18 protein-coding genes and 1 pseudogene are annotated in these 23,751 nt (G+C 26.9%); 1 reads left to right on the top strand and 18 read right to left on the bottom strand.

What is annotated here, in order from left to right; translation table 11 throughout:
• Window positions 1-34: 34 nt before the first annotated feature.
• The 4 genes from MSCUN_RS07495 to MSCUN_RS08420 all read right to left on the bottom strand — a co-directional run bounded on the left by MSCUN_RS07495 (window position 35) and on the right by MSCUN_RS08420 (window position 3,404).
• The gene (locus tag MSCUN_RS07495; RefSeq protein WP_095608835.1) at window positions 35-1,174 is read right to left on the bottom strand and encodes a hypothetical protein; all 1,140 of its coding nucleotides are present in this window, start codon (window positions 1,172-1,174) and stop codon (window positions 35-37) included.
• Window positions 1,175-1,362: 188 nt separating this feature from the next.
• Window positions 1,363-1,752, bottom strand: a complete 390-nt coding sequence (locus tag MSCUN_RS07500; RefSeq protein WP_143744866.1) for a DUF5518 domain-containing protein — start codon at window positions 1,750-1,752, stop codon at window positions 1,363-1,365.
• 37 nt (window positions 1,753-1,789) lie between these two features.
• Window positions 1,790-2,143, bottom strand: a complete 354-nt coding sequence (locus MSCUN_RS07505) for a hypothetical protein (RefSeq protein ID WP_095608837.1) — start codon at window positions 2,141-2,143, stop codon at window positions 1,790-1,792.
• Between the two features lie 88 nt (window positions 2,144-2,231).
• A complete protein-coding gene (locus MSCUN_RS08420) occupies window positions 2,232-3,404 on the bottom strand; it encodes a restriction endonuclease subunit S (protein WP_095608838.1) in 1,173 nt (390 codons plus the stop codon).
• A gap of 277 nt (window positions 3,405-3,681) precedes the next feature.
• On the opposite strand from MSCUN_RS08420, the gene MSCUN_RS07515 reads away from it, so the two are divergent.
• Window positions 3,682-4,854, top strand: coding sequence for a restriction endonuclease subunit S (locus MSCUN_RS07515; RefSeq protein ID WP_275542267.1), 1,173 nt, complete (start codon window positions 3,682-3,684; stop codon window positions 4,852-4,854).
• A gap of 118 nt (window positions 4,855-4,972) precedes the next feature.
• Here the strand turns inward: MSCUN_RS07515 and MSCUN_RS07520 are convergent, their stop codons facing one another.
• The 14 genes and pseudogenes from MSCUN_RS07520 to MSCUN_RS07585 all read right to left on the bottom strand — a co-directional run bounded on the left by MSCUN_RS07520 (window position 4,973) and on the right by MSCUN_RS07585 (window position 23,620).
• The gene (locus tag MSCUN_RS07520) at window positions 4,973-5,242 is read right to left on the bottom strand and encodes a hypothetical protein (protein WP_095608840.1); all 270 of its coding nucleotides are present in this window, start codon (window positions 5,240-5,242) and stop codon (window positions 4,973-4,975) included.
• Between the two features lie 150 nt (window positions 5,243-5,392).
• Window positions 5,393-6,463 carry a DNA topoisomerase IV subunit A gene (locus MSCUN_RS07525; protein WP_095608900.1) on the bottom strand — a complete coding sequence of 357 codons (1,071 nt, stop codon included), beginning with the start codon at window positions 6,461-6,463 and terminating at the stop codon, window positions 5,393-5,395.
• Window positions 6,464-6,501: 38 nt separating this feature from the next.
• Window positions 6,502-8,157 (bottom strand): DNA topoisomerase VI subunit B, encoded by a 1,656-nt coding sequence (gene top6B / locus MSCUN_RS07530; protein ID WP_095608841.1) that lies wholly within the window; start codon window positions 8,155-8,157, stop codon window positions 6,502-6,504.
• A gap of 669 nt (window positions 8,158-8,826) precedes the next feature.
• A pseudogene (locus MSCUN_RS07535) lies at window positions 8,827-9,438 on the bottom strand (KH domain-containing protein); the annotation flags it as partial.
• Window positions 9,439-9,925: 487 nt separating this feature from the next.
• Window positions 9,926-10,702: a serine protein kinase RIO gene (locus MSCUN_RS07540; protein ID WP_095608842.1), complete on the bottom strand. Its 777-nt coding sequence runs from the start codon at window positions 10,700-10,702 to the stop codon at window positions 9,926-9,928.
• A 165-nt stretch (window positions 10,703-10,867) separates the two neighbouring features.
• Window positions 10,868-11,200: a translation initiation factor eIF-1A gene (gene eif1A, locus MSCUN_RS07545; RefSeq protein WP_095608843.1), complete on the bottom strand. Its 333-nt coding sequence runs from the start codon at window positions 11,198-11,200 to the stop codon at window positions 10,868-10,870.
• A gap of 288 nt (window positions 11,201-11,488) precedes the next feature.
• Window positions 11,489-12,094 carry an orotate phosphoribosyltransferase-like protein gene (locus tag MSCUN_RS07550; protein WP_095608844.1) on the bottom strand — a complete coding sequence of 202 codons (606 nt, stop codon included), beginning with the start codon at window positions 12,092-12,094 and terminating at the stop codon, window positions 11,489-11,491.
• Window positions 12,095-12,147: 53 nt separating this feature from the next.
• Window positions 12,148-13,101, bottom strand: coding sequence for a Gfo/Idh/MocA family protein (locus tag MSCUN_RS07555; RefSeq protein WP_095608845.1), 954 nt, complete (start codon window positions 13,099-13,101; stop codon window positions 12,148-12,150).
• Entirely contained in the window at window positions 13,098-13,973 is an 876-nt protein-coding gene (gene hemC / locus MSCUN_RS07560) for a hydroxymethylbilane synthase (protein ID WP_095608846.1), read from the bottom strand. The genes MSCUN_RS07555 and hemC overlap by 4 nt, the downstream gene beginning before the upstream one ends.
• Before the next feature lie 325 nt (window positions 13,974-14,298).
• Window positions 14,299-15,651 carry a coenzyme F430 synthase gene (gene cfbE / locus MSCUN_RS07565; protein WP_095608847.1) on the bottom strand — a complete coding sequence of 451 codons (1,353 nt, stop codon included), beginning with the start codon at window positions 15,649-15,651 and terminating at the stop codon, window positions 14,299-14,301.
• A 109-nt stretch (window positions 15,652-15,760) separates the two neighbouring features.
• A complete protein-coding gene (locus MSCUN_RS07570; protein WP_095608848.1) occupies window positions 15,761-16,588 on the bottom strand; it encodes an NAD(+) kinase in 828 nt (275 codons plus the stop codon).
• A 44-nt stretch (window positions 16,589-16,632) separates the two neighbouring features.
• On the bottom strand, window positions 16,633-17,466 hold the full coding sequence (locus tag MSCUN_RS07575) for a bifunctional fructose-bisphosphatase/inositol-phosphate phosphatase (RefSeq protein ID WP_170104127.1): 834 nt from the start codon (window positions 17,464-17,466) through the stop codon (window positions 16,633-16,635).
• A gap of 240 nt (window positions 17,467-17,706) precedes the next feature.
• The gene (locus tag MSCUN_RS07580) at window positions 17,707-20,967 is read right to left on the bottom strand and encodes a hypothetical protein (protein ID WP_095608850.1); all 3,261 of its coding nucleotides are present in this window, start codon (window positions 20,965-20,967) and stop codon (window positions 17,707-17,709) included.
• Entirely contained in the window at window positions 20,885-23,620 is a 2,736-nt protein-coding gene (locus MSCUN_RS07585; RefSeq protein ID WP_095608851.1) for an autotransporter outer membrane beta-barrel domain-containing protein, read from the bottom strand. Before MSCUN_RS07585 ends, MSCUN_RS07580 begins: the two co-directional genes overlap by 83 nt.
• Window positions 23,621-23,751: the final 131 nt, after the last annotated feature.

The following is a 23,751-nucleotide window of genomic DNA, read 5'->3' on the forward strand; positions in this document are numbered from 1 at the left end:
TTATTTTTTAAAAAAAAGTAATAAAAAAGGGATATTATGAGGTGATTATTGTTATTTTTTCTTGTGTTTCATGTTTTAGGTAGTATCCTATTATTCCTCCACAAATTCCTATTATTGTTGATATTATTATATGATTGATTAAATTATATATTTGGGATGTCGTGATAGGATCAATTATTGAAATTAACCATGCTCCTAGTAGTAATGGTATTAAAGTAGAGATAGATCCTGTTATTGCTGATGTTATTATTGATCTTTGTAGTGATTTTGACATCATATATCCTACATATATACATGCAAAAAGTGTGTATAGTGAAATTATTAAATCATTTGTACATATTATTCCCATCATGATAAATAGCATTGCAATAAGTATTGGTGTAATTTTAATGTCTTGTTTTTGTGTTTGTTGTCTGATTTTAAATCCTATTACACTACCTATTAGTGAAAAAATTATGATTAATATGGTATCTTTAGTTAATGCTTCAAATATATTATCTCCAAATATGATGAGAACTATTCCTGATCCTATAATATATCCAATAATTCCTACAGCTAGTGTTTTTGTTAGTCTGTTAACTTTTTGCATTTTTTTGGTATGTTTATTAAGTTCTACATCTGGATTTTGTACATGTTTTATGTTTAATATTTGTGTTTTTCTTACATATCCTACTAGTATTGTTGTTATGAAGATAAATAGTGGAATGCTTAGTATTTTATCTGTTAGTATGTTATATATTGCAGCTATTATGAATGTGATTATTATCATTAAAATTCCAAGTACTAAGTAGAGTTTTCCTTGATAGTTAAGGTCTTTGTTAAATTTCTTTATTTCTTGATTCATGTAATATCCTATAATTGCACCAAGTATACCTAAAATTATACTTATTATTAGTGTGATGATAAAATATTTTAGTGGATATGATGTGTTTAATATTGTAAATATTATATATTCTATAATTGTTCCTATTATTAGTCCAACTGGTGCTATTATTGCACATTTTTTTATTGAATTTTCAAGATTATAATTCATAAATATTGTTAGAAATATTGTTATGAAAAATATTGAAGTTATTGTTGTTACAAGGTAAAGATATGGAATAAGAAAGACTATTATTATCGTAAAAATTCCAATAAGACTAATTTTATCGTATGTAAGTGTCTTTAAGTTCATTTTTATTAAATTCCTAATTTCTTTTTATATATTATTATATATCTGGTATTTAAAGAGTTAATAATTTATTAAAGTTGTTTAATAAAAATTTGATAAAAAGAGTTAAATATGTTTAATAATATTATTTTTTAATATAATAAAAAAAGTTTATGAAAAGAATTAAGAGATTAAAATGTATAATTCTCTTTTTATTCTCTTATTTGGTTGTTATTGTTTTTAATTACTTCATCTTTTATGAAGTATCCTATTGCTCCACCAATGATTCCTACAATTATACTTAGTATTAAGTTTATTGATGATACACTAGTAAACATATACATTGCATATGTTGCACCATATGATACATATACAAGTCCTACACTGATAAGTAGGTTGATAATTCCGCCTATGAATGATACAAGTAGTCCTGCTACAATAGTATCTGTTAATGAGATACTTTTAATGTATCCTACTGCTATACATGTTAGGAATATGAATGGTAGTACACTTGATGATGCTCCACCTATTAGATAGAATATTACTATTGATAATATTCCTAGTGGTACACATTTTCCACTTACTATTTCATTAAAATCCATTGTTAGGTTACCTCCCTTTGAATTTCTTTTATTGTTATTATTTATCTTCATCAACTGTATTAATATTATAGCCAATGAGTCCACCAAGAAGACCAAATATTATATACATTGGTATGTTAAGTAGGGCATATGAAACATATGCTATAGCCTGAAATGGATTAAGACCATAATATGCATATACTAAATTAATTACTCCAACAATAATTGCACCAATAATAAATGATATGAGGATATTTATTATAATTTTCTTATTTGACTCTGGATTCATTAATGTTGTAATTATTCCAGCTACTACTAAAAGAGGATATTGATATGATCCACTTGTTATACCAAGAATTACTACAATAAGAATACTAAGTGGTATAACCTTTGATTTATCATGTAAATTCACTTAAAGTTAGCCTCCTCTTAATATTTTTTTACTATTACTATATATCTTTAAAATTATATATTTAAGATTTTTCTTAAACCCTTAAAAATTAGATAAACATTTTCTGAAGCAAACCATTTTTATACATCTTCATTAATTCCACCTGTTTTGATGTTAATTTAATTTTTTTATCAATACTACTTAGAAAATCACCGATTTTTTGTTGTATTTTATATGGGGGAACTTTTATTGATATATTTTCTATTTCCTTTTTATTTATTTCAATAAATGTAGAACCTACTGATTTTCGAATTAACTCATTTTGAATACTATCAAGTAAATAATAAATAAAATTAATATCAACATTATCTTTAAGAATTAATGAATGACAACCTTGATTTGTGGTAGATTCTTCTGTTGTTATACTTTTTCTTCCTATTGTTGCTCTTGTTGTTAGAATAATAGAATTTTTTGGAATTAATTTAACAGAACTTTTTTCTACACCTAATTTTGTAATCTTTCTTTTACTTTCATATAAGTACTTTGATTCTCCAACTTCAGAGGGAGTAAACCAATTAATATTACCATTCCAAAATAGTAAATTTTTTGTCTGAGGAGTACTACCACCAATAATTTGCTTAGTTAGATCAGAAAAATTCATTAAAGGAAAATCATTATTATTTTTCAAAAAATCATCAAAAATTTTATGAATAAAACACTTTTTCAGATTTATTATTTCGGATTTTTTCTGTTCCATTAAGGCTATTTTAGTATCTATTTCTGATAAGAAATATGCTATTTTAATTTTTGAATTAATTGATGGAATTTTCACTGGAATAGAACTTAATGAATTTTTATTCAATGTAATTCCTTTTGCTGCCTGTACTCCATATTTTTCTATATTTATTGAACTTAAATAATAATACATAAATTCAGTAGATATATTTTTATTTTTCCATGTGAAATTGCATATTGCCTCATTTGTATACATATCTTTAGTTAATATACCTAACTTTCCTATAGTTAATTTGAAACTCATAATAAGAGTTCCTTTTTTAACTATTTCTTTTTTCATTGTACCAGTGTCTGTTATTGTTTTTGTTGTATTTTTAATATATTTAGAGTTCATATCTGCAACTGATAACCAGGGAAATTCACCATTCCAATATTTGGGATTAGTTGTTGAAGGTGTAAATCCAGTTTTAATAATAGCAATATCTGATAATTTTTTTTTATCTAATTTTTTATCCTTAAAATATAATTTTGGATGTTTAAAGAACAATATGATAAGTCTTTTAAAATACGTTTTTTTTCTCTATTTGAGAAATCACAATTATTTATATTTCTTAATTTCGTATTTAAAATATTATTTTTCTTCTTAAAAAAACATATGCAAAAAAAATATCAATAAATTAATATAATTTAAAATATTTTATTAATTTAGAAACCTATATATTTATATTAGAAAAATAAGATGGGACTTTTAAAAATGAAAAAATTTTCTTCTGAAAAACAAAAAAATAAAAATATTCTCCAAACATCCGAAACCCCAATCAAATATTTCTTCTACTTTTAAAGAAGGACAAAAATATTCTTTAAAAGAACTTGTAAATAAAATAAAAGTAGGATTTGTTGGATCATGTAACAAATATTATTGTGATTCAAAAAATAGGATTCCAATGATTAGAACAACCAATTTAACAAATAGTGGTGTTAATTTAGAAAATATTAAGTATGTAACTGAAGATTTTTTTAATAAAAATCCAAAATCTCAATTGCATAAAGGTGATATATTAATTGCAAGACATGGAAATAATGGATTAGCATCAATTTGGACACATAATTTTAAGGCTCAATGTTTAAATGTTGTTATAATAGAACCTAATGAAGAAATAATGAATAATTATTACTTATACTACATGTTTAACAGTGCTATGGTTCAAAGACAAATAAAAGCTAAAGTAGGTGGTTCAGTTCAAGGAGTAGTTAATACAAAAGATATTTCAGAAATATTGATACCATATTATAAGTTAGACCATCAAAAAAAAGTATCAAACATTCTATTGACTATGGATACTAAAATTACCTTAATGGAACAAAAACAAGGAAAATTAGTTAAATTTAAATCATATTTACTAAATAAAATATTTAAAAGTAATTTATCTGATGATTGGATGGTTAAAAAGCTTTCTGATATTGCTATTATTGGTAAAGGTTTTACTCCTTCAACTCATAATCCTGATTTTTGGAATGGTGAGTATTCATGGTTATCTATAGCTGATATGTCAGAAAATGATAAATCTAAATATATTATAGATTCAAAAAAGACAATAACCAAAGAAGGTACTAAAAATAAAGATATTATTAAGAAAGGAACTCTTATTATGAGTTTTAAGTTATCTGTTGGAAAACTTAGTATATTAAAAAAAGATATGTATACTAATGAGGCAATATGTAATTTCACATGGAAAAATGAGGATATATCAACAGAGTACATGTACTATTATTTAAGTTCAATTAATATAATGAAATATGGTGCTCAGGCTGTTAAAGGAGTAACATTGAATAATGATTCATTAAATTCAATTCCTGTAAAGTTACCATCATTTAAAGTTCAAGAAAAGATTGCATCATTCTTATCATATGTAGATAAAAAAATAGAATTATTAAACAATCAAATAGATCTTATGAAGACTTATAAGAGGGGTTTACTCCAGAAGATGTTTATTTAATATCTTTACTAATTTTTTTTATAAAAAATAGGATAATATTGATTAGAAGTAAGCATGTAAGTTTTTTCTTTTTTTCTCAAGTTTTTTATGCTGTGTTTAGTGTATTGTATTGTGTAGTTCATATTATCTTTTGTTTTTCTAAGTTATCTAACTTTTTGTCTAAATTATCAGTATCTATGGGGTATGAATCAGTATTATTTCCTTTTTCGATGTTATCTATTATTTTATTACAATATTCAGCTTCTTCATCAGTTAAGTATTCTTCTTCTGTGTATTGCTGAATTAAAGCATTATAAATTATATCATTGTATGATTTATTTTTAGGACAGATTTCAGTTAATAAGTTATATGTTTTTTCACTTACTTTTATTAATTTACTTAAAACCATTAGTTAAACCTCTTTATTATAGTATCTTCCTGGAGAATATAATATTTTTTCTTACTCGTGAGAAAAAGTTTGTGTAAAATAGATGTTTCTTAATGTAGATAAAAAAAAGTTTAAGTAAGGGGTGGAGATAAGGTTTTATAAAGAATGTGATCATTCTATTGGTTTTCCTTCAAGTGCACTTATCTTATTTGGGAAGTATGTATCTACAATATATTCAAGTCCATATTTGGAGAATGATTGTTGTTCTGCTTTTTTACCTAGTTTTAGCATTTTCTTAATTTCTGTTTGCCAGAATTCTCCTTTATATCTTGGATCTTGTGCTAGTTCTTTTAGACGATTTACATCCACATCTTTAAGATCATCTGTAGGTAAGTCATAGTTGATAATGTCTGATGCTGTTACACCGAGGAATTTTGCATCAGGAGTTGCAAGATCATGATTTACGTGTGCTAATTTTGCACTTCCTGATATAATTACCATTGCAATGTGGAATCCCCATGGATCTCCGTCGTTACAGATATATACAGGTACATTTAATTCATCACTTGCACGGCGAATAAATCGACGTGTTGCACGTGCTGCTTGTCCTTTAAGTCCTATTACGAGTGTGTTAAATCTGTCATATGCTTTTTCTTGTACCATACGGTGATACATTCCCATGGTTTCAACAGCTATTATACGATCAACATTTGAATCTACAAATTCAATATCATCTACTGTTGGTGGTATTGTGTATCCTGATTTTCCTAGTTTTTTTGCATTAAATTCAACATCATCATCACGTAGTGTTATATCTCCAAATACTGATGCTCCATCTTCTTCAGGTAGTAGTCCTAGGTTTTCTCTTGATACACCTAGTGTTACTTCTATATCTTCTGTGATGTTGTTTGATTCTTGCTGGTTGTCAAATCCTACATCCCATCCTTCTGATACATAGTACATTTCCCTCATTGTTGCGGTTTTCTGGATGTTTACAAGTTCTTTACAGAAGTTTCCTACACACATCATTTGTGCCATTTTCTTGATTTGTTTTACATTTCCTAGTGATCTTGTTCCTTTTCTATCTCCTAGTTCAAAGTATCTTTTATCTGGGTTGTAGATGATGTTTCCTGTTCCACGTGATGGTATTTTTATGTTTGGTACATTTTCATGTAATACACTTTCAAGTACTTCATCTCCCATTCCTCGTAGTTTTGCTAGTGCTTCTTCTTTGTGTTTCATCATTTTATTTCATAACCTCCTTTAAGTTTCTTTTTTTTTTATTGTAGTTGTTCATCTTCTAGTATTTCTTCTTTTACTCGCATTTTTGGTTCTTCAACTATTACTTCTTTTGCTTCAATTTCAGGTTGTTGTAGGCGGTTTTTCATGTCCATGATTTTAGCTTTGTGTGTTACTTCATCCATTACTTTTTCATAGTCTGGTATTTCTTTTTCAGCAAGTAGTGCACATTGTTTAATTACAACAGGAACCATGTCTTCGAAGATTTTTGCTCTCATTTCTTCGTTTTTAGCAGCTTTTTTAGCACGTAGGTATTTTTCGAGTTTTCTTGCAATTTTCATTGTTGCTTGTCTGATTTCTCGTACTATTTCTTCTTCTGGTGCTACACTTTGTTTTCCTGTTGATAGGTATGGTACGTTTGTTGAGATAATATTTACAAATACGGATATTGGTGCATTATCTAATTCTCCTATTCCATATCTTCTCCAGTCGATACTTTTTAATGCTTCGGTTATTGCACAGCTTCCCTGGTCAAATGTTAATGGTACACGGTTTGCAAATCTCATTATTTCTGCTTTTCGTGAGTTTCCTACTTTTCTTCCTGATTTTCCACCATATGCTAGTCCTACTTCTACGATGAATGATACTCCTCCACGGTATGCTTGTGGTTTACGGGTGAGTGCTGTTGAAAATTCTGGTAGTAGTATTTCGTTGATTCCTTTTTCTATTTGGTCTGATCCTATTGGTTTTAGTCCATTTGTAGGTGGTGCCATGAATTTTATTTTGTCAAATTGTTCTACGACCATTTCAGCTTCTTTCCATGTGATGCTTTTTGGTCTTTTGTTCATGTCAATTCCAGTTGCTTCTTCGATTTCTTTGATTTTTTTGAGTGATACTCGTGATAGTGAGTCCATTAGTAGGTTTTTGAATCTTTTTTTGTTTGTGCTTTTACAAAGGTATATTATATCATCTGCTGTTACACCTTTTGGATGTGGTAGTACTTCTTGTGGTAGTGGTGGTATTTTGTCTGTTGCACGTTCGAATGTGTATTTTCTTCCTGTTGGGTCTTTAAATACTATTCTTGCGTGTGGATTTCCTATTACTGTTCGTCTGATGTATTCATATGCTCCTTGTTCACTCATTGAGTATGATACGTCTTTAAATTCGATTTCTATTCCAGATCCAGTTCTTTCTGTTTCGAATTCTTTACGATCTAGGATTATTCCTGTGTTTTTCTTTACATCGAGTTTTACTTTCATTTCAACTCCTTTAATTTGGTCACCATCTTTGTATCGTGATCTGATTGTTACAGGTTGTCCTGTTGTCATTTGTGAAAGAAGTACACATCCACTACATCCTAATCCTTGTTGTCCTCTTGATTGGATATTTCTGAATTTACTTCCTGCAAACATTTGACAGTATACTTTTGTTATGTAGTCTTCTGGTATTCCAGGTCCATTATCAGCGTGTTTTAGTAGGTAATGATCTTTTCCTAGTCTTTTTAGTTCTATTGTTATGTCTGGTAGTATTCCTGCTTCTTCACATGCATCTAGGCTGTTTGTTATTAGTTCGTGGAATACTATTGTTAGGGATCTTATTTTTCCTGAAAATCCTAACATTTGTTTGTTTCGTCTAAAAAATTCTGATGCTGTTAGTTCTTTAAATTCTTCGAATAGTTCGGATGTATCTCGTTCCAAATATTTCAAACCTCCATTCATTATGTGTTATAGTGGTTGTATTTTTTTTGTAGTATTTTTAAAATTTGTAATACTTTTATTAGTTAATAGTATTATTTATATTTTTTAGTTAACATGCATTTCGATAAAAATCCAGTATGCCAAACTTATTATTGTAGGATAATATGATGGATTTTATCTTTTTAGTATACATGAATTATATAAAAATTCATGTGTTTTCTATTTAATATTTATGTAAAACATACAATATAAAACCATTGAATATATACTATTTTATGAAAAAATAACAACTTTAGGGGGGTCATGACAAGTAATAGAAAAATCCCTAAAAATACCATATGAAACAAAATAAACAATCATTAAAAAACAAGCTTAAAATTAAATAAATTTATAGATAAATAAAAATTATAATAAAAAAAAATAAAAATCTATAAAATTATAGTAATTCAAAAAAAAGATTATATAAAAAGATCAAATCTAAAAATTTAATCCTCATCTAAAAAAAAAGTTTTATTGATGAAAAAAAAAAAATAACTTTTCATCTTATAATGTTTCAGGAACAGTTTCAAAGTCTTCTTCTTCAATTACTTCCTCAACATCATCAATATCTTCATCATTTTCTTCAGCATCAATAGCATCCTGATTATATTCATCCTCAGCATCTGTAAAATCTTCATCTGTATCAAGATCTTCACGGAGAATTTCTTTCATATCAGGTTTACCATTAATCATTTCATCAAATTCTTGTCTTTTAAGTTTATCATGCATTTTTTCAAGATATGCATATACAGTTTTTTGTCTTGAACCTTCAAGTATCATTTCAATAGCTTCACGAGCCATTTGAATATTTTCTATTTTACCAATTAATGATACTGTTTTTCCATAAATACTAATTTCAACATCTAGCATATCATGCATAATTTGTCTGGTTCTTCCACCTTTTCCAATAATTCTTCCTTTTTGTCTTACAAGTGCTTTTTTAGATTTTCCTACGTAATCTTGTAGGTTAATAATTTCTAAAATAAGATCATCATCTTCAAGACTAAGTGCAATATCTGGATTAAATCCTCTTCCTATTGCTTTTATCATATATCTTGCTTTCCAGATTGCTAATGGGTCATCTGTTTCTTCTGTTGAACTTATTGAAATATTTCCGGTTTCACTATCAATTTTTAGTTCAGTTTTTGTAATAATCTCAAGTTGATGTTTAATTTTACCATTTTTTCCTATTGTAACTCCAACTCTGTCTTTTGGTATTTTTAGGTATTCTGTATTAACCATTATAAAAAAGCTCCTTTAATTTTCTATTTTAAAATAATGAGGATTTTAGAAAAATTTTTATCTCCTTTCAATAGTATTCGATTTTAATCTTTTTCGATATACTCCTCTGTTTTTTTCCAATATGTTATTTTTTTTTAATTAATAAATATAAAAAAAATTCATTATTCTATTATTAATTTAATAAGATAATATCTAAATTCTCTAGTTAATTAAATAAATTTGATAATAAGTATTTATAAAAAATAAGCATCTAATAATATACAACTTTTTTTTTAGTTTATTAAATGTTTAATTGTTTATTTTTACTTTATTTAATTTGTGGTATTTAAATTAACATAAATGTTATTTAATAAAAAAATTTTTTAAAATATAAAATAACATCATCTCATGTTTAAATCTAGTGTTTATTTATGTAAATGCTATTATAAAAAACTATATGATAAATTAACAGATTATCTAATAAACATGATAATAATTTAAGTATCGATTAACCATTTAGTACTCTATTTAAAATATCATCATAACTTAAATTAAGCTTATATTTTTTAGCATCATATATAATATTTTTAATATCACGTTCAAGAAGCATACGACTTGAAGGATTACTTCTAAGTGTTGCTTGAGATAAATCAATTACATAAGGATGATTATGTGATAAAAGAATATTATATTGTGATAAGTCACCATGAACAAGATCTGCTTCATTATAGCATTTATCAATAAAATTAATTATTTCATCAAATACAATCTTAGGATCTTTGAGTTTAACCTTATTAAGAGGAGGTGCTGCACTATGATCATCCTCTGATTTATCCAGATATTCCATTATAAGAACATTTTCAAGTGAAGTATATGGTTCTGGAACTCTAAGTCCAAGATTATAAAGACGACTAAGATTTTTAAATTCCTTATTAGTCCATGTGTTAATAATTTGACGTGTTTTATTTCCATGAGTTTTAAAACGAGGATCACCTGCAATATACTCTTTAATCTTCTTAAAATCAAGTGTAACAACACGATATATTTTAACAGCAACAGGCATCATATCATCATCATAACCATAAAATACGTTGGCTTCTTTTCCTGTGCTTATAACACCATTAAGTGTGTTAATATATCCTTGTTTTGCAAGCTTATATAAAACTTTTAATGTTTTATCATCAAATACTTCGCTTGAAACCTGCTTATCTTCACTACTTTTAAGTCTTTTAGTTTCCTCAAGCTTACGCATCTGCTCATCTGCATCATGAAAATGTTTATTCACTACTCAAACTCTCCTTAGGGTGGGTAAAATATATTATTAAAATATTTCTACTGTTAATCTTCTTTTTCTTTTTTTTATTATAATGATTAAAAAAAGAAGAATATAAAAAAAAATTTATCTTAGATCTATACTTTTTTTTAGATTATAAAATTAAGTTAGGGGGGATTATATTTTTAAGAATCCTCTTCTTTCAAGGTAGTTAGCCTCTGTACGTGTGTATCTCCAAATAATATCTGCTTTTTCATCACTTTGGAAATCCCATGGTTTTACAAGTACAACATCACCTTCACGTATCCAAATTCTTTTTTTCATTTTTCCTGGAATACGACATAATCTTACATTTTTATCATTACATCTTACTTTTAGTTTTCCATGTCCTAGGATTTGTTCTACTACTCCTGGAATTTCACCTTTTCTTGGTGATCTTACACGAATATTTTGTTCTCCATTTTGGTTATTGTTATGGTTGTTATTGTTTTTTTTATGATTTTTATTCAAAATATGGTTCCTCCATTTCTTGGCTATTTAGGGTTATAATTTTAAATTTAATGTATTATAATTTTGTAAAAGAATTAATTATATTATCTTTAGTATTATTATTTCTCATGTATTGTCTTTTTATTTATTTAATAAAAACAAATTAAAATTAATAGCATTTATAATATATATAGTTTTTTCTATATATTATTTTATTTAAATAAAGAATAGTTATTAAAGCTAAAAAAAGATAAATCATGTGAAAAAAAATATTAAAAAAAGGGTTAGGTGGTGTGGTTTTTAAAGGTTTTATCCTACTTTATTAATTTTAATTAATGATTTTACAGCTACATCATCAATATCATTTAATCCTTTCTTATCTACAAGTACACATGCAGCAACAGGATTTCCACCATGAGCTTTACATACTTCTATTGCATTTTTTATTGTTGAACCACTTGTTATTACATCATCTACTATGAAGATTGTCTTATTTTTAAGTGTTGCAAAGTTATTACTTATTGTTCCTTGTGCTGAATCCTCATTTTTCATATGTTTTACTGGGTGGAAAACTGATAATTCTGCATCTAGTATATCTGCTATTATTGTTGCAAATGGAACACCACTTACTGAAATTCCTACTATTGTATCTGGAACTCCTTCTTCTAGTGCATAATCAGCTAGTGCTGATGAGATATCACGCATTCTTGATGAGCTTGAACCAATACTTTTCCAGTTTATTGCAAAGTCATCTGGTCTTGTTTTATTTTTGTTTTTCTGTTTACTTACTGGTGTCATTTGCATTACAAGCCAGTTGGTTGTATCTTTTGAGATGTTTAGTTCATCTGCAATTTCTCCAGTGGTAAGTCCCTTATTTCTAAGTTCTGTAGCTTTTTCTATTAATTTGGTGTTCATCTTATTTCACATCTTTTTATATTTTTTAATTAATTTTATTTTTTTTTTCCTAATTAGTCTAGATGTACTAGTCTTTGTTCTTTTGATGATTTCATTGCTGCTTTTACAATTTTAAGTGCTTTAAATCCATCTAATCCTGATACTTCAGGTTCTGTTTTTGTATTAACAGCATTTACAAATGATTTAAGTTCTTCTTTAAGAGGTTCTTTATTTTTAACTTTTACATTTTTAACTTGATTATTTTCCTTATATAGTGTTACTGTCTGATTTCCGTAGTCAACACTTATTATTCCATCTACACCTGTAATGTTTAATTGTCGTTTTTTATATGGTGTAAGCCAGTTTGTTTCAAGTATACTAAGTGCACCATTATCATATTTTGTCATGATTTCTGCATGATCTTCAAACTCACAGTTTGCAAGTTTACTACTCATATTTGCAAATACTGTTGTTGGATGACTTTCAAAAATATAATTAAATATGTCAATATCATGAATTGCAAGATCAATTGCAACTCCTACATCACGTATTCTTGGTGGAAAAGGACCGAGTCTTTTTGAGTTTGCAGTTACTATTTCACCAATTTCTCCATCATCAATTAATTGTTTTGCAACACGTACAGCTGGATTAAATCGTTCAACATGACCTGTTGCTAGTGTTACTCCTGCATCTTTTGCAGCATCAATCATTTTTTGTGCTTCTGATATTTCTAGTGCTATTGGTTTTTCAACAAGTACATTTTTTCCTGCTTCTATTGCATCCATTACTACATTATAATGGTATACTGTTGGTACACAGATGTTTACAATTTCTATATCATCAAGTTTTAGGATGTTATCATAGTCTACATATCCTATTGTGTTAAATTCTTTTGATACTTTATCTAGTGTTCCTCGCATCATGTCTGATATTGCCATTAGATTAGTATTTTCAAGTTCTGAGTAGATTCTTACATGGTTATATCCCATTGATCCTACTCCAATAACACCTACATTTGTCTGTTTCATAAAGATTCCTCTCTTAGTTTTAATCCAATTTCCTTAGCTTTATTAAAGGCATTATCTTTTGTTGTTGTGTTGGTTATATCAGCTAGTAGTTCACCATCTGGTGTTAGAAGTTTTGCATGTATTGTGATGTTTTCACCATCTATGTGTGAGAGTATTCCAACTGGCCATTGACATCCTACTCCTATAGTTTCAAGTATGGTTTTTTCACATAATGCTTCAATTCTGGTATTTTCATCGTTTAGCTGTGCAATAATATCATTATATTCTGAATCTTTATTTGTCATTATTGCAAGAGCTCCTTGTCCTGCTGGTGGTACTATGTAGTCTGTGCTAAATACTTCTTTTATGTGATCTTGGAGTCCGAGTCTGTTTATTCCTGCTTGTGCCATTATTGTTGCATCACATACTTCATCTTCTTCTACTTTTCTTATACGTGTTTCTACATTTCCACGTAATGGTATTGTCTTAACATTTTTTCCATGATATTTACAGAATGCTTCTCGTCTTACGCTGCTTGTTCCTATTGTTGCATTATCTGGTAGTTCATCCCATGAGTATTTTGATATTAATACTTCATTTGGTGATTCTCTTTCTGGTATTGCAGCGATGGTAAGTTGGTCATTAAGCTCGCTTGGTAAATCCTTAAAACTATGTACAGCAAAGTCTATATCATGATCTATTAGTGCTGTGTCGAGTTCTTTTGTAAAGATACCTTTAGCATCAATGTTATATAATTGTGTATCTTTAATTTTATCTCCTGTTGTTTTAATTATTTTTGTTTCTATTGGTTCACCAATTATTTCTTCAAGTGCTTTTACAACAGTTTGTGTTTGTGTTCGTGCAAGCTGACTTCCCCTTGTACCAACTATCATATAAAATAAACCCTCCTACCACATTTATTTATTTATTTTTTTTAGTTTTTTTTATATTATTATATGAGTGTGTAAAAATAATTTTTCTTTTTTTTTATTTAGAAATTTCCTATAATCTTTTTTTTAGATTCTATCTTGTTGGAAATTTCTTATTATGTTCTTATATTTTTTAATGTATAAAAATTTCCTAAGTTAAATTAGAACCTATTATTATCCTTTGTAAAATATTTTTTAACTCTTTATAATTATATATTTATTATATTTAATAAAGTTTTTAATAATACATTTAAAATAGCTTTAATATAACTTAAATAATGATTCATGTTTAATAATTAATTATACTATTATACTCACTTCTATAGATAATTTGAATAATATCATAACTTGAATTTGAAATAATATATTCATATGCATCTTCTAATTTCATGAAATGTTCATATTTATTATTTAATTTAGTATTTAATGATCTTCCAAGTTCTCCAACCATAATTATTGGTATTTTTGTAAGTTTTTTCATGTATTTAATTAGTTTTTCTTCATCTATTTCTTCACATGTTATACCATAATCTCCACCTAGAATTATGATATAATTATCTGAGTATCTTTTTATATTATCAATACATTTACTAATTGATGTTGTATTAAGTCCTGGATTTATATCTTCAAATATTATCTTATCATTAACACTTTTATATGATCCACGCCCTTTTATAGATTTAATATTTTTAATATTTCTTTTAATATCATTCCATGATAAGCCTAACTTTTGTGTGATTGCTATTGCAAAAAGAATATTTTTAACATAAAAGTCAGATAAAGCAAAACAATTAATCTGATATTTGTTATTTATTGTAATTTCTGTTTTTTTAAGAGAATAATTAATATTTGTTGTATAGATATCAGAATTTATATTATCTAAACTTACTTGTGTAATATTATCATCTTTCATATTATCTTTGTAGTATTGATTATATGTCATCATATCACATACTACTAATTTAGCATTAAATACTGTTTTTTTAGCATTAGCTGCATTATTTGTTTTTCCTGCTATAGGATAGTTTTCAAGAATATTTGTTAAAACTCCAATATCTGTATTTGTTGTAATACCAAGTGATACTTCACATATGAAAAAGTCAATCTCATCAAGTATATCATAATTTAGTGCTTTATTTAGTGCAACAATTATACTTGCAGGTGTAATGCTTAAGGATGTATCTAATATAATATCATCTTTATTTTTATGAAAAATTAAACCTTCAGATGTTAATGATAAAACATTAAAATCAGAAAGAAGATCACATGTAATATTTACAGTTGTAGTTTTACCCTTAACACCAGTTATCTCAACAATAGGAAAATTCCAACCATAACATTTTTTATGTTCATTAATTAAATAACCTGTAAATTCATGGTGTGTAAAATCACACCTAAATAATGGCTTCATATGAACAGGACATATACTGATAAACTCATCAATATGCTCCTTTACATACTCAAGATCAACAAAACAAACCATATATTTTTCCTTAAGTTCATCTTTCATTGATGTTGTAAGTTTATTATATGTATCATAGAAGTAAATTGTATCATTAGTATATTTTGAATATTCATCAAGTAAAATAAGACCTCCATGATTTGCATCAGAAATTAAAATATTCTGAGTATCTAATAACATAAATATTAGTCCTCCCTGTTTTTTTTAAATTATCATCTTTAAAGATAAATAATATACTGGTAAAGAAAAAAATAAAAAAATAAGTAAAATAAGTGAAAATAATAATAATTTATATTATATTAAGTTTACTATTTACACTCTTATAGAAGCTTTGTTTAAATCTGACAAAGTATGCTGAATGATCAGATTTTCGAACCTTAATTTCTTCAAGAAAATCAAATCTACTTGTAAGCATACCATCAAGTACAGCCACTCCTTGTTTTCCTTCCTTAAGAAACTGGACAGTTATAAGACTTTCTGCTGGAACAATTTTAGGACGAGTATTAAGCTTAAATGGACATATTGGTATGATAATTGCAGCATCAACACGAGGATCTACAATAGGACCACCCGCAGACATTGCATATGCTGTTGAACCACTAGGTGTTGATACAATAAGACCATCAGCACGAACATCATCAACAACCTCCTCATCAACAAGAACACGTAAATTAAGCATCTTAGCAGGCTGACTTGTCATTATAACAAGTTCATTAAGAACAGTATGCCATTCATTATCACATAAAACATCAAGCTGTAAACGTTCTTCAATGAAAAAATCATAATTTAAAAGTTTTTCAAGACATTCAAAAACATTTTCAGGATCTACTTCTGTAAGAAAACCCACAGTTCCCATGTTAATACTAAGAATTGGAATCTTCTTAGGAGAAAGTACATGCTGTGCATTAAGAACTGTTCCATCTCCACCAACACACAACACAATATCTGAACTCATATCATCAAGTGCTACATCATACATACTAAATTCAGGAAGTTTTTCAACTAATGATGAGTCAACTTCAACTTCCACATTATTTTCAAGAAGATATTTTATTATACTACAATCAAGTTCAATAGCATCCTCTTTATCTGTACGTGATACAATTCCTATTTTCATTTTTATTCTTATCCCCTTTTTTTTACTATCTTTTTTTTTATTTTTTAGTTTATTAAGTCTATAATTTTCTTATGAATACTTTCATTTGCCACAGCAACAATGGATGTTGTCTCCATTAAATCAAGCTGACTTGAAAGTTCATTTGAAAGTTTATCTGTAACAATACCATTATTTTCCTTAAGTATAAGTTGTGCTGCTGCAATATCAAGAAGACGTACAGAACCAGTATCAAGAAATGCATCATATGTTCCATCAGCAACATAACAAAGCTCAATAGAAATAGCTCCAATAAGACGAAGTCTACGTATTGATGAGAGCAACTTGTTAACACGTTCTTTATCTTCTCTGTAAATATAATTACAAACAGTAGCCTCAGAAAGATTAGAAATATTTGAAATGCTCATTTTTTTATTATTCTTTAATGCTCCCTGATTTTTCACAGCTATATATGTATCTTCATTTGCAAAATTTTTAACAAATCCAATTTCAATATTTCCAAGAGTAATATTATTAATATCCTTATCATCCTTAATTTCAGCAATAGCAATGGAAATACCATAACATGGAATTTGTTTTAAAGCATTAGTTGTACCATCAAGTGGATCCATGATAAGAATAATTTCAGGATCATCATCACCAATCTTTATTGTTCCAATTTCTTCACTAATAAGAATCAGTGAATGACCTGTACTTTCAAGTGTCTTAATAGCAGCATTTTCAGCATATTCATCAATCTTATGAGTAGGAGTACCATCAGCTCCTATTTTTGTAATAGTATCAACTTCAGGATCACTAGCTGCATTTTTTATTGCATTTTCAACATTAAGAGCAATTGTATCTGAAACTTCAAGCCAAAAATTTATCACATCATCATTCATATTTAATTCCCACATCTAAAATCTAAGTTCTTTATTTAAAATTTTAAAAAATATAATTCTAATTTTATTTTCTGTAAAATTAAGTTTTTTTTCTTTTTTAAGTTAATATAATTAATAATATATTAGTAATAAAATAAGTAAATTATCAAAAAATTCAGGATATAATATTAAAATCTAATTTGAAAAAAAAGGATAAATGGTGGTGATTGAAATTATATTTAATCTAAAAAGGTAGAATATTTATTGTTCTGTTTCGTATGTATTTCTGTTTTTAATTATTCCTTTTTCATTGTAGTTTATGCTACTTGATTTTGTTGTTGAGTTTGTGTTTTCTATTGTTAGTATTGATTTTAGATTATAATTTACACTTCCACGATTTGCTATGTTGTACATGTTTTTTGTGTTGTTTATGGTTATATTTCCATTATTGTTGTAGTTTACTCCTCCATCATAGTTTGCTTTGTTTTCTTTGAATGTTGAATCATTTATATTTATATTTCCATGATCATTGTAGTTTACTGCTGCATTGTTTATTACTTTATTTTCTTTGAATGTGGATTTTATGATTTCTAGATCTTTGTAATTGTAATTTACTCCTCCACGTGTTGCGTTGTTTTGATTTAAATTGGATGATCTTATAATCATACTACCATAGTTTGCATTTACCCCACCATTTGTTGCTGTGTTGTTTGTGATTTGTGAGCTTGTTATGTTAAGTTTTGCGTTTTTGTTGTTGTAGTTTACTCCTCCATAGTTTAATGCTTTGTTGTTTATGAAGTTTGAATTGTTAATTGTAAGTTTGTTTTTATCGTTAAAGTTTACTCCACCATTTATTTTTGCATTATTGTTTTTATATGTGGATTTTACAATGATAGTTTCACCAATGTTATAGTTTACACCACCACGGTTTGCTGTGTTAAATGAGAAGTATGATTTGGTTTCATTTACAAATCCATTGTTGTTGTATATTATAGCTCCATTTAATGCTTTGTTGTTTGAAAATGATGAGTTTAGTATTTTAACTTTTCCATGATCATTATATATTACTCCACCATTTTTGGTTGCTGTACAATTTAAGAATATGGAATCATAAATGTTTATTGTTCCATTGTTATTATAGATTACGCCTCCACGAGTTGCTGTTGCATATCTTATTTTAAAGTTATATAATTCAAGAGTATAACCAGGGTCTACTATGATGAATTGTTTATTATTTTCATCAAGGAGATTTCCATTTCCATAGATTCTTAGTGTTTTATATGTTGAATTTCCCCATGTTATTAGATCTGTCCAGTTATAGTTTCCTCGTGTAAGGTTTACTGTTGCTATACTATATGGATTTAGTGTTTGTTGTTTGAAGTTATTAACTGCATCTACTAATGCTTTGTATCCACTTACATTTTTAACTGGGTGTGTTGGCTTAGATAAGTTAAAGATAGCAGATTGTGTGCTTCCAATGTATTGTGTGTTAGATAGGTAATCTAGGGTTAAGTTATGTACTTTGATATCATAGTTATTTGTCATTTTCATTTGATATGTTATTGTCCCGTTTTTTACTGGTATTTCTATTGTTTTATTGTTGTTGTCTTTTTGTGTTATTCCATCAATTTTAAGTGTTACAACTCCTGTTGTTACAGGTTTATTATTTACATCAAAGATGTTTGATTGTATTTTCAGGTTTTCATTTACTGACACATTTTGAGTTAGGTTTTTTATTTTTATTTGTGTATTTATTGGGTTTATTGTAACTTCTAGTTGTGTTATGTTATTTTCTTCTACTGTTATTGTTATATTTTCTAATCCCTGGTTTACTGCTGTGTATGTGCTTTGTACATATCCATTTTTTGTCTGATTTTCTGATATGCTTCCAAGGTTTGATTTTCCTGATACTATGGTGTTATCTGGCATGTTACCGGTTGATTGAGTTATAGTGTTTCCATCTGTTAGGTAGTTAAAGTCATAGTTGATTTTAGTTGTTTGAGTTGAATTTAATTTATCTGTATCAATTTGTGTTTTAAGATAGATCCATTTTTCTGGTGCATCTACATTACTAAGTAGTTCATTCCATTGTGGTGTATTAGAACTCCACCAGTTATCTTCTAGAGTAGAATTGTTGTTTTCTGAATAAATTAATGCAAGTGTATCATTATTATTTTTAATAAAAGCTGATTTAGTAACATTTAATGTTCCATTATTGTATATTATAAGACCTTTTGGATCAAAATATGATACTTTATATCCTTCATATGTGTTAGTAATTTTTGTATTTCTAAATATGGTTTTTGTAACATTTAAATTTCCATTATTATATATTGCTCCTCCATAACTTTTTCCACATGATTCTACTGTATTATTTTCAAATAAGGAATTATTTATTGTCATATTTCCATTATTATATATTGATCCACCAAATCCATCTGAAGGTAGGCTTAATGATTGTATGTAATTATTTGTAAATTTTGTATTATTTATTTTAACAGTTCCTATATTATAAAGTATTCCACCTTTACAATCACATTCACCACTAGTTGTTGGTGAACCACCTGTTATATATTCATCACGATTCCAGTAATCTATGAAGTTGGTTTTTTCCCTACAATAACTGTTATTAAATATAGTATTTTCTATTTCAAGTAATCCAGTATTATATAATCCTCCAGTTACATGAATATAGAAATCATCAGTAACATTATGCTCAATTACATAATCATTACCAGCTTCAGTATTTATACGTTCTTCGTATTGGAGCTGCTCACTTGTTAAATTACTGTTTGTAATCTTCATTTTTCCTGAATTATTTAATAAATCAACTAAACCTTCAACATTATCTAAAATAACTGTTCCCTTATTTTGCATTCTAAACCATCTAATTTCAAGATTTGAAATATTTAAATTAACTGATGATGATATCTTAAAATTTCCATTTTGAAGAATAACGTTATTGGAAGTTCCTTGAATTGTAATATTTAATTTTTTTGGTGTGTTTAATTTATTATTTCTACTATAAAGATTATATATTCCGTCATTTGCTAAATTAAGTATATAATTATGGTCTTCTGATTGATTTGCTACAATATCATTAAGAGTATCATTTAATTGTGTACCATTTGTAATTGTGTATATTTTATTTTGTGTTTCTGCTGTTTTAATATTCTTTGTAGTATTTGATTCTATATTATATTTTCCAGTATTTTCCTTTTCTGTTGAATTTTTATTATTTTCTAATCTATCTTGACTTTGTTTGGTTTTTGAATTATTATTATTACTTATTATATGAGAAGTATTTTTTTTTATACTATTTGATGATTGTTTTATTTCTTTATTTATATTTGTTGAAATTGTACCTTGATCTATACTATTATCATAATTGTTTATGTCTTGAGATGTTATTTGATCTGAACTTATATTATCTGGATTTTCAGCATTCAGAACGCTCAGTGACATAAACAGTGTTATTAGTATCATTCCAATAAGTACTTTCTTGTGATTTTGTATTTGCACTTTTTGCACCCTCTATTGTTATTGTCATATTTTGTCTACATTCTGTATAATGACTAGTTCCACCATATACAAATGTTATTAAATATGTATGAGAATAGTTTCCTGTATTAGTTACATTTAATGTTAGATTTGCATCTTTAATACTAGATGCAGTACCTTGTGATACTCCATTTATTTTAAATATGAATTTACCTTCTTCAATATTTTGTGATCTTCCATCCACTACTTCTGCTTGTATAATGTATTGACTTTTATTTGTAGGATTTTGTGTTGCAGTTAGTCTAATATATGATTGTCTTGGATCTCCTGGTTGATATGTTATTTCCTCATTATCGAATTTTAATGTTACTTTTATAACATGAGCTGGGATTGTTATAACTTCACTTTTATATATTTCGTATGTTTGTATTTTTGTTTCATTTGCATAATAAGTTATTACTGTAAAGTTTTGACTTGGAAGATAATATACACTATCAAAAATACCACATTCATTACTGCTTGTCTTATTACATAGTTTAATGTTAATCACAAAATCCATACTTTGATTATTATTCCATACTTTACTCCATTGTGTAAATAATAGTACCATTGGACAGGTAGCATCTACATTATTATTTGCTGTGATATTTCCATGATTACTTCCCCACCAGTTATATTTTGCAGTAACTGTATTATTTGTTGTTGAATATATTGAATAATTTCCAATATTATCATATATTTTAGATGAGCGAATTTCTACAAAATTTCTTTCTGTAGAGTTTATGTTATTATAATATATTGCAGAACCAAGGTTTGCTTTGTTTTTATATATAATTGATTTAAATAATCTTAAAAATGTGGAATTATTAATAAATAAAGCTCCTCCTTTTTCCTTAGCAGTATTTTCAGTAAATGTAACATTTTCAACTGATAAATGTTGATATTCTGGAATAAAAATTGCTCCACCATTTTCTGCTATATTATTTGTGAAAACTGTATCATGTATAGCTACAGTTAAATGACTTTGATTAAATGATATTGCTCCTCCAAGTTGTGCAATATTATGATTAAAGACGTCATTATTAATATGCACACCTAAATCAGATGTATTAAACATTATCACTCCTCCACTCATTGCAGAGTTATTAATGTAAGTATTGTTTACAAAGTCTATGAAATCAATATCATTTGTACAAAACATTACTCCACCAAAAGCAGCTGAGTTATTTATAAATAAGTTATTTTTGATAGTCCAATTTGAACTTTGTCCATGACCACTTAAAGCTCCTCCTAGTGAATAAAACTTACCATTTAAATAAGTTTTATTTAAATAATTATTAATAAACTGACAATTTTCAATAATAATCATATCATCAGTTCCAACACCTATTACTGCTCCTCCACGTCTTACTGCTGAGTTATTTTCAAATATTGAATTTTTAATAGTAGTTTGTCCAAAACTATGAATTGCTCCTCCATGATTACCTGCATAATTGTTTATAAAAGTACAATCAGTAATATTAGTAATATTTCCACTATTAATACTAATAGCACCAGCAAATGTTGCAGTATTATTAATAAATGTTGTATTTGTTATAATTCCTCCACCACTTCCAAGTGTTATAGCTCCACCACGACTTGCATTATTAAGAGTATTTTTATTATTAGCAGTATTATTAACAAAGTTAGAATTAGAAATATTAATAGTTGAACTAGTAGATGTATATATACAACTACCATTCACTGCACTATTATTAATAAAATCACAATCTTTCAATGTTAAATTAGAACTTCCAAGATAGATAGCTCCACCACATCCTTTATTTCCTGTTACATCTGTAGTATTAACTTTATTATTTTTAAAACTACAATTTGATATGTGTCCTATACTATCTTTACCTCCAATATGTAAAACTCCAGCTCTTTGAGTAGCGATATTATCATAAAATTGTGAATTAGTTATATTAATTTTATTTTCTTTACCATTAGAAAATAAGACTGACCCCATTCTTCCAATATTATCTGAAAAAATACAATTATTAATTAACAGAATAACATTGGATCTTGCCATAATTACTCCTGGATAAGAAGCATCATCATTTTGATTTGCATTAATAAATTTTAAATTATCAAATGTTAATTTTGTATTTGTTATATTAAACCCAACATTATTATTACAGTTAATTATTGTTTGTTGGTTATTTTCTCCATTAATTGTTAAACTTTTGCTTATGACAATTTGTTGATCTAAAATATATTCACCATTTTTCATATTAATTATTGAGTTGTTTTCTATGCTTGTCACTGCTTTTTGTAGTGTTTTATATGGGTTGGATTCATCTCCATTGTTTTCATCACTTCCAGTATTTGCATCGACATATAATATTTTTTGTTCATTGACATTTTGGATAGAAGCTTGTGAAGTTTCTATGTTATCATTTTCTTCATAGGTTGTATCATATTTATCTGTGTCTATTTTAGGATAAGTGGAATCTTCATCTATGAAGATATATTCATTATTACTTTTTTCATTTGTATTTATATTACTTTGAATTGATAGGTCATCAGTACCATCAGATGAAATAATATCAGTATTATTAGATGTAGCATAACAACTACCAAGGCTAAGTAATATTAAACAAATTAAAAGTATAATAAATTTATTACTTTTCATTGAAATTTTATCTCCTAGTTTTTTTTATATTTATGTTTAATATAAGAATTTTACAACATATTTATCAAATAATTCACATGTTTTATGATAGGATTTTTAAAAAAATATATTGAGATACTTTTTTTATTTAT

The organism is Methanosphaera cuniculi (genome assembly GCF_003149675.1).
Taxonomy (GTDB): domain Archaea; phylum Methanobacteriota; class Methanobacteria; order Methanobacteriales; family Methanobacteriaceae; genus Methanosphaera; species Methanosphaera cuniculi.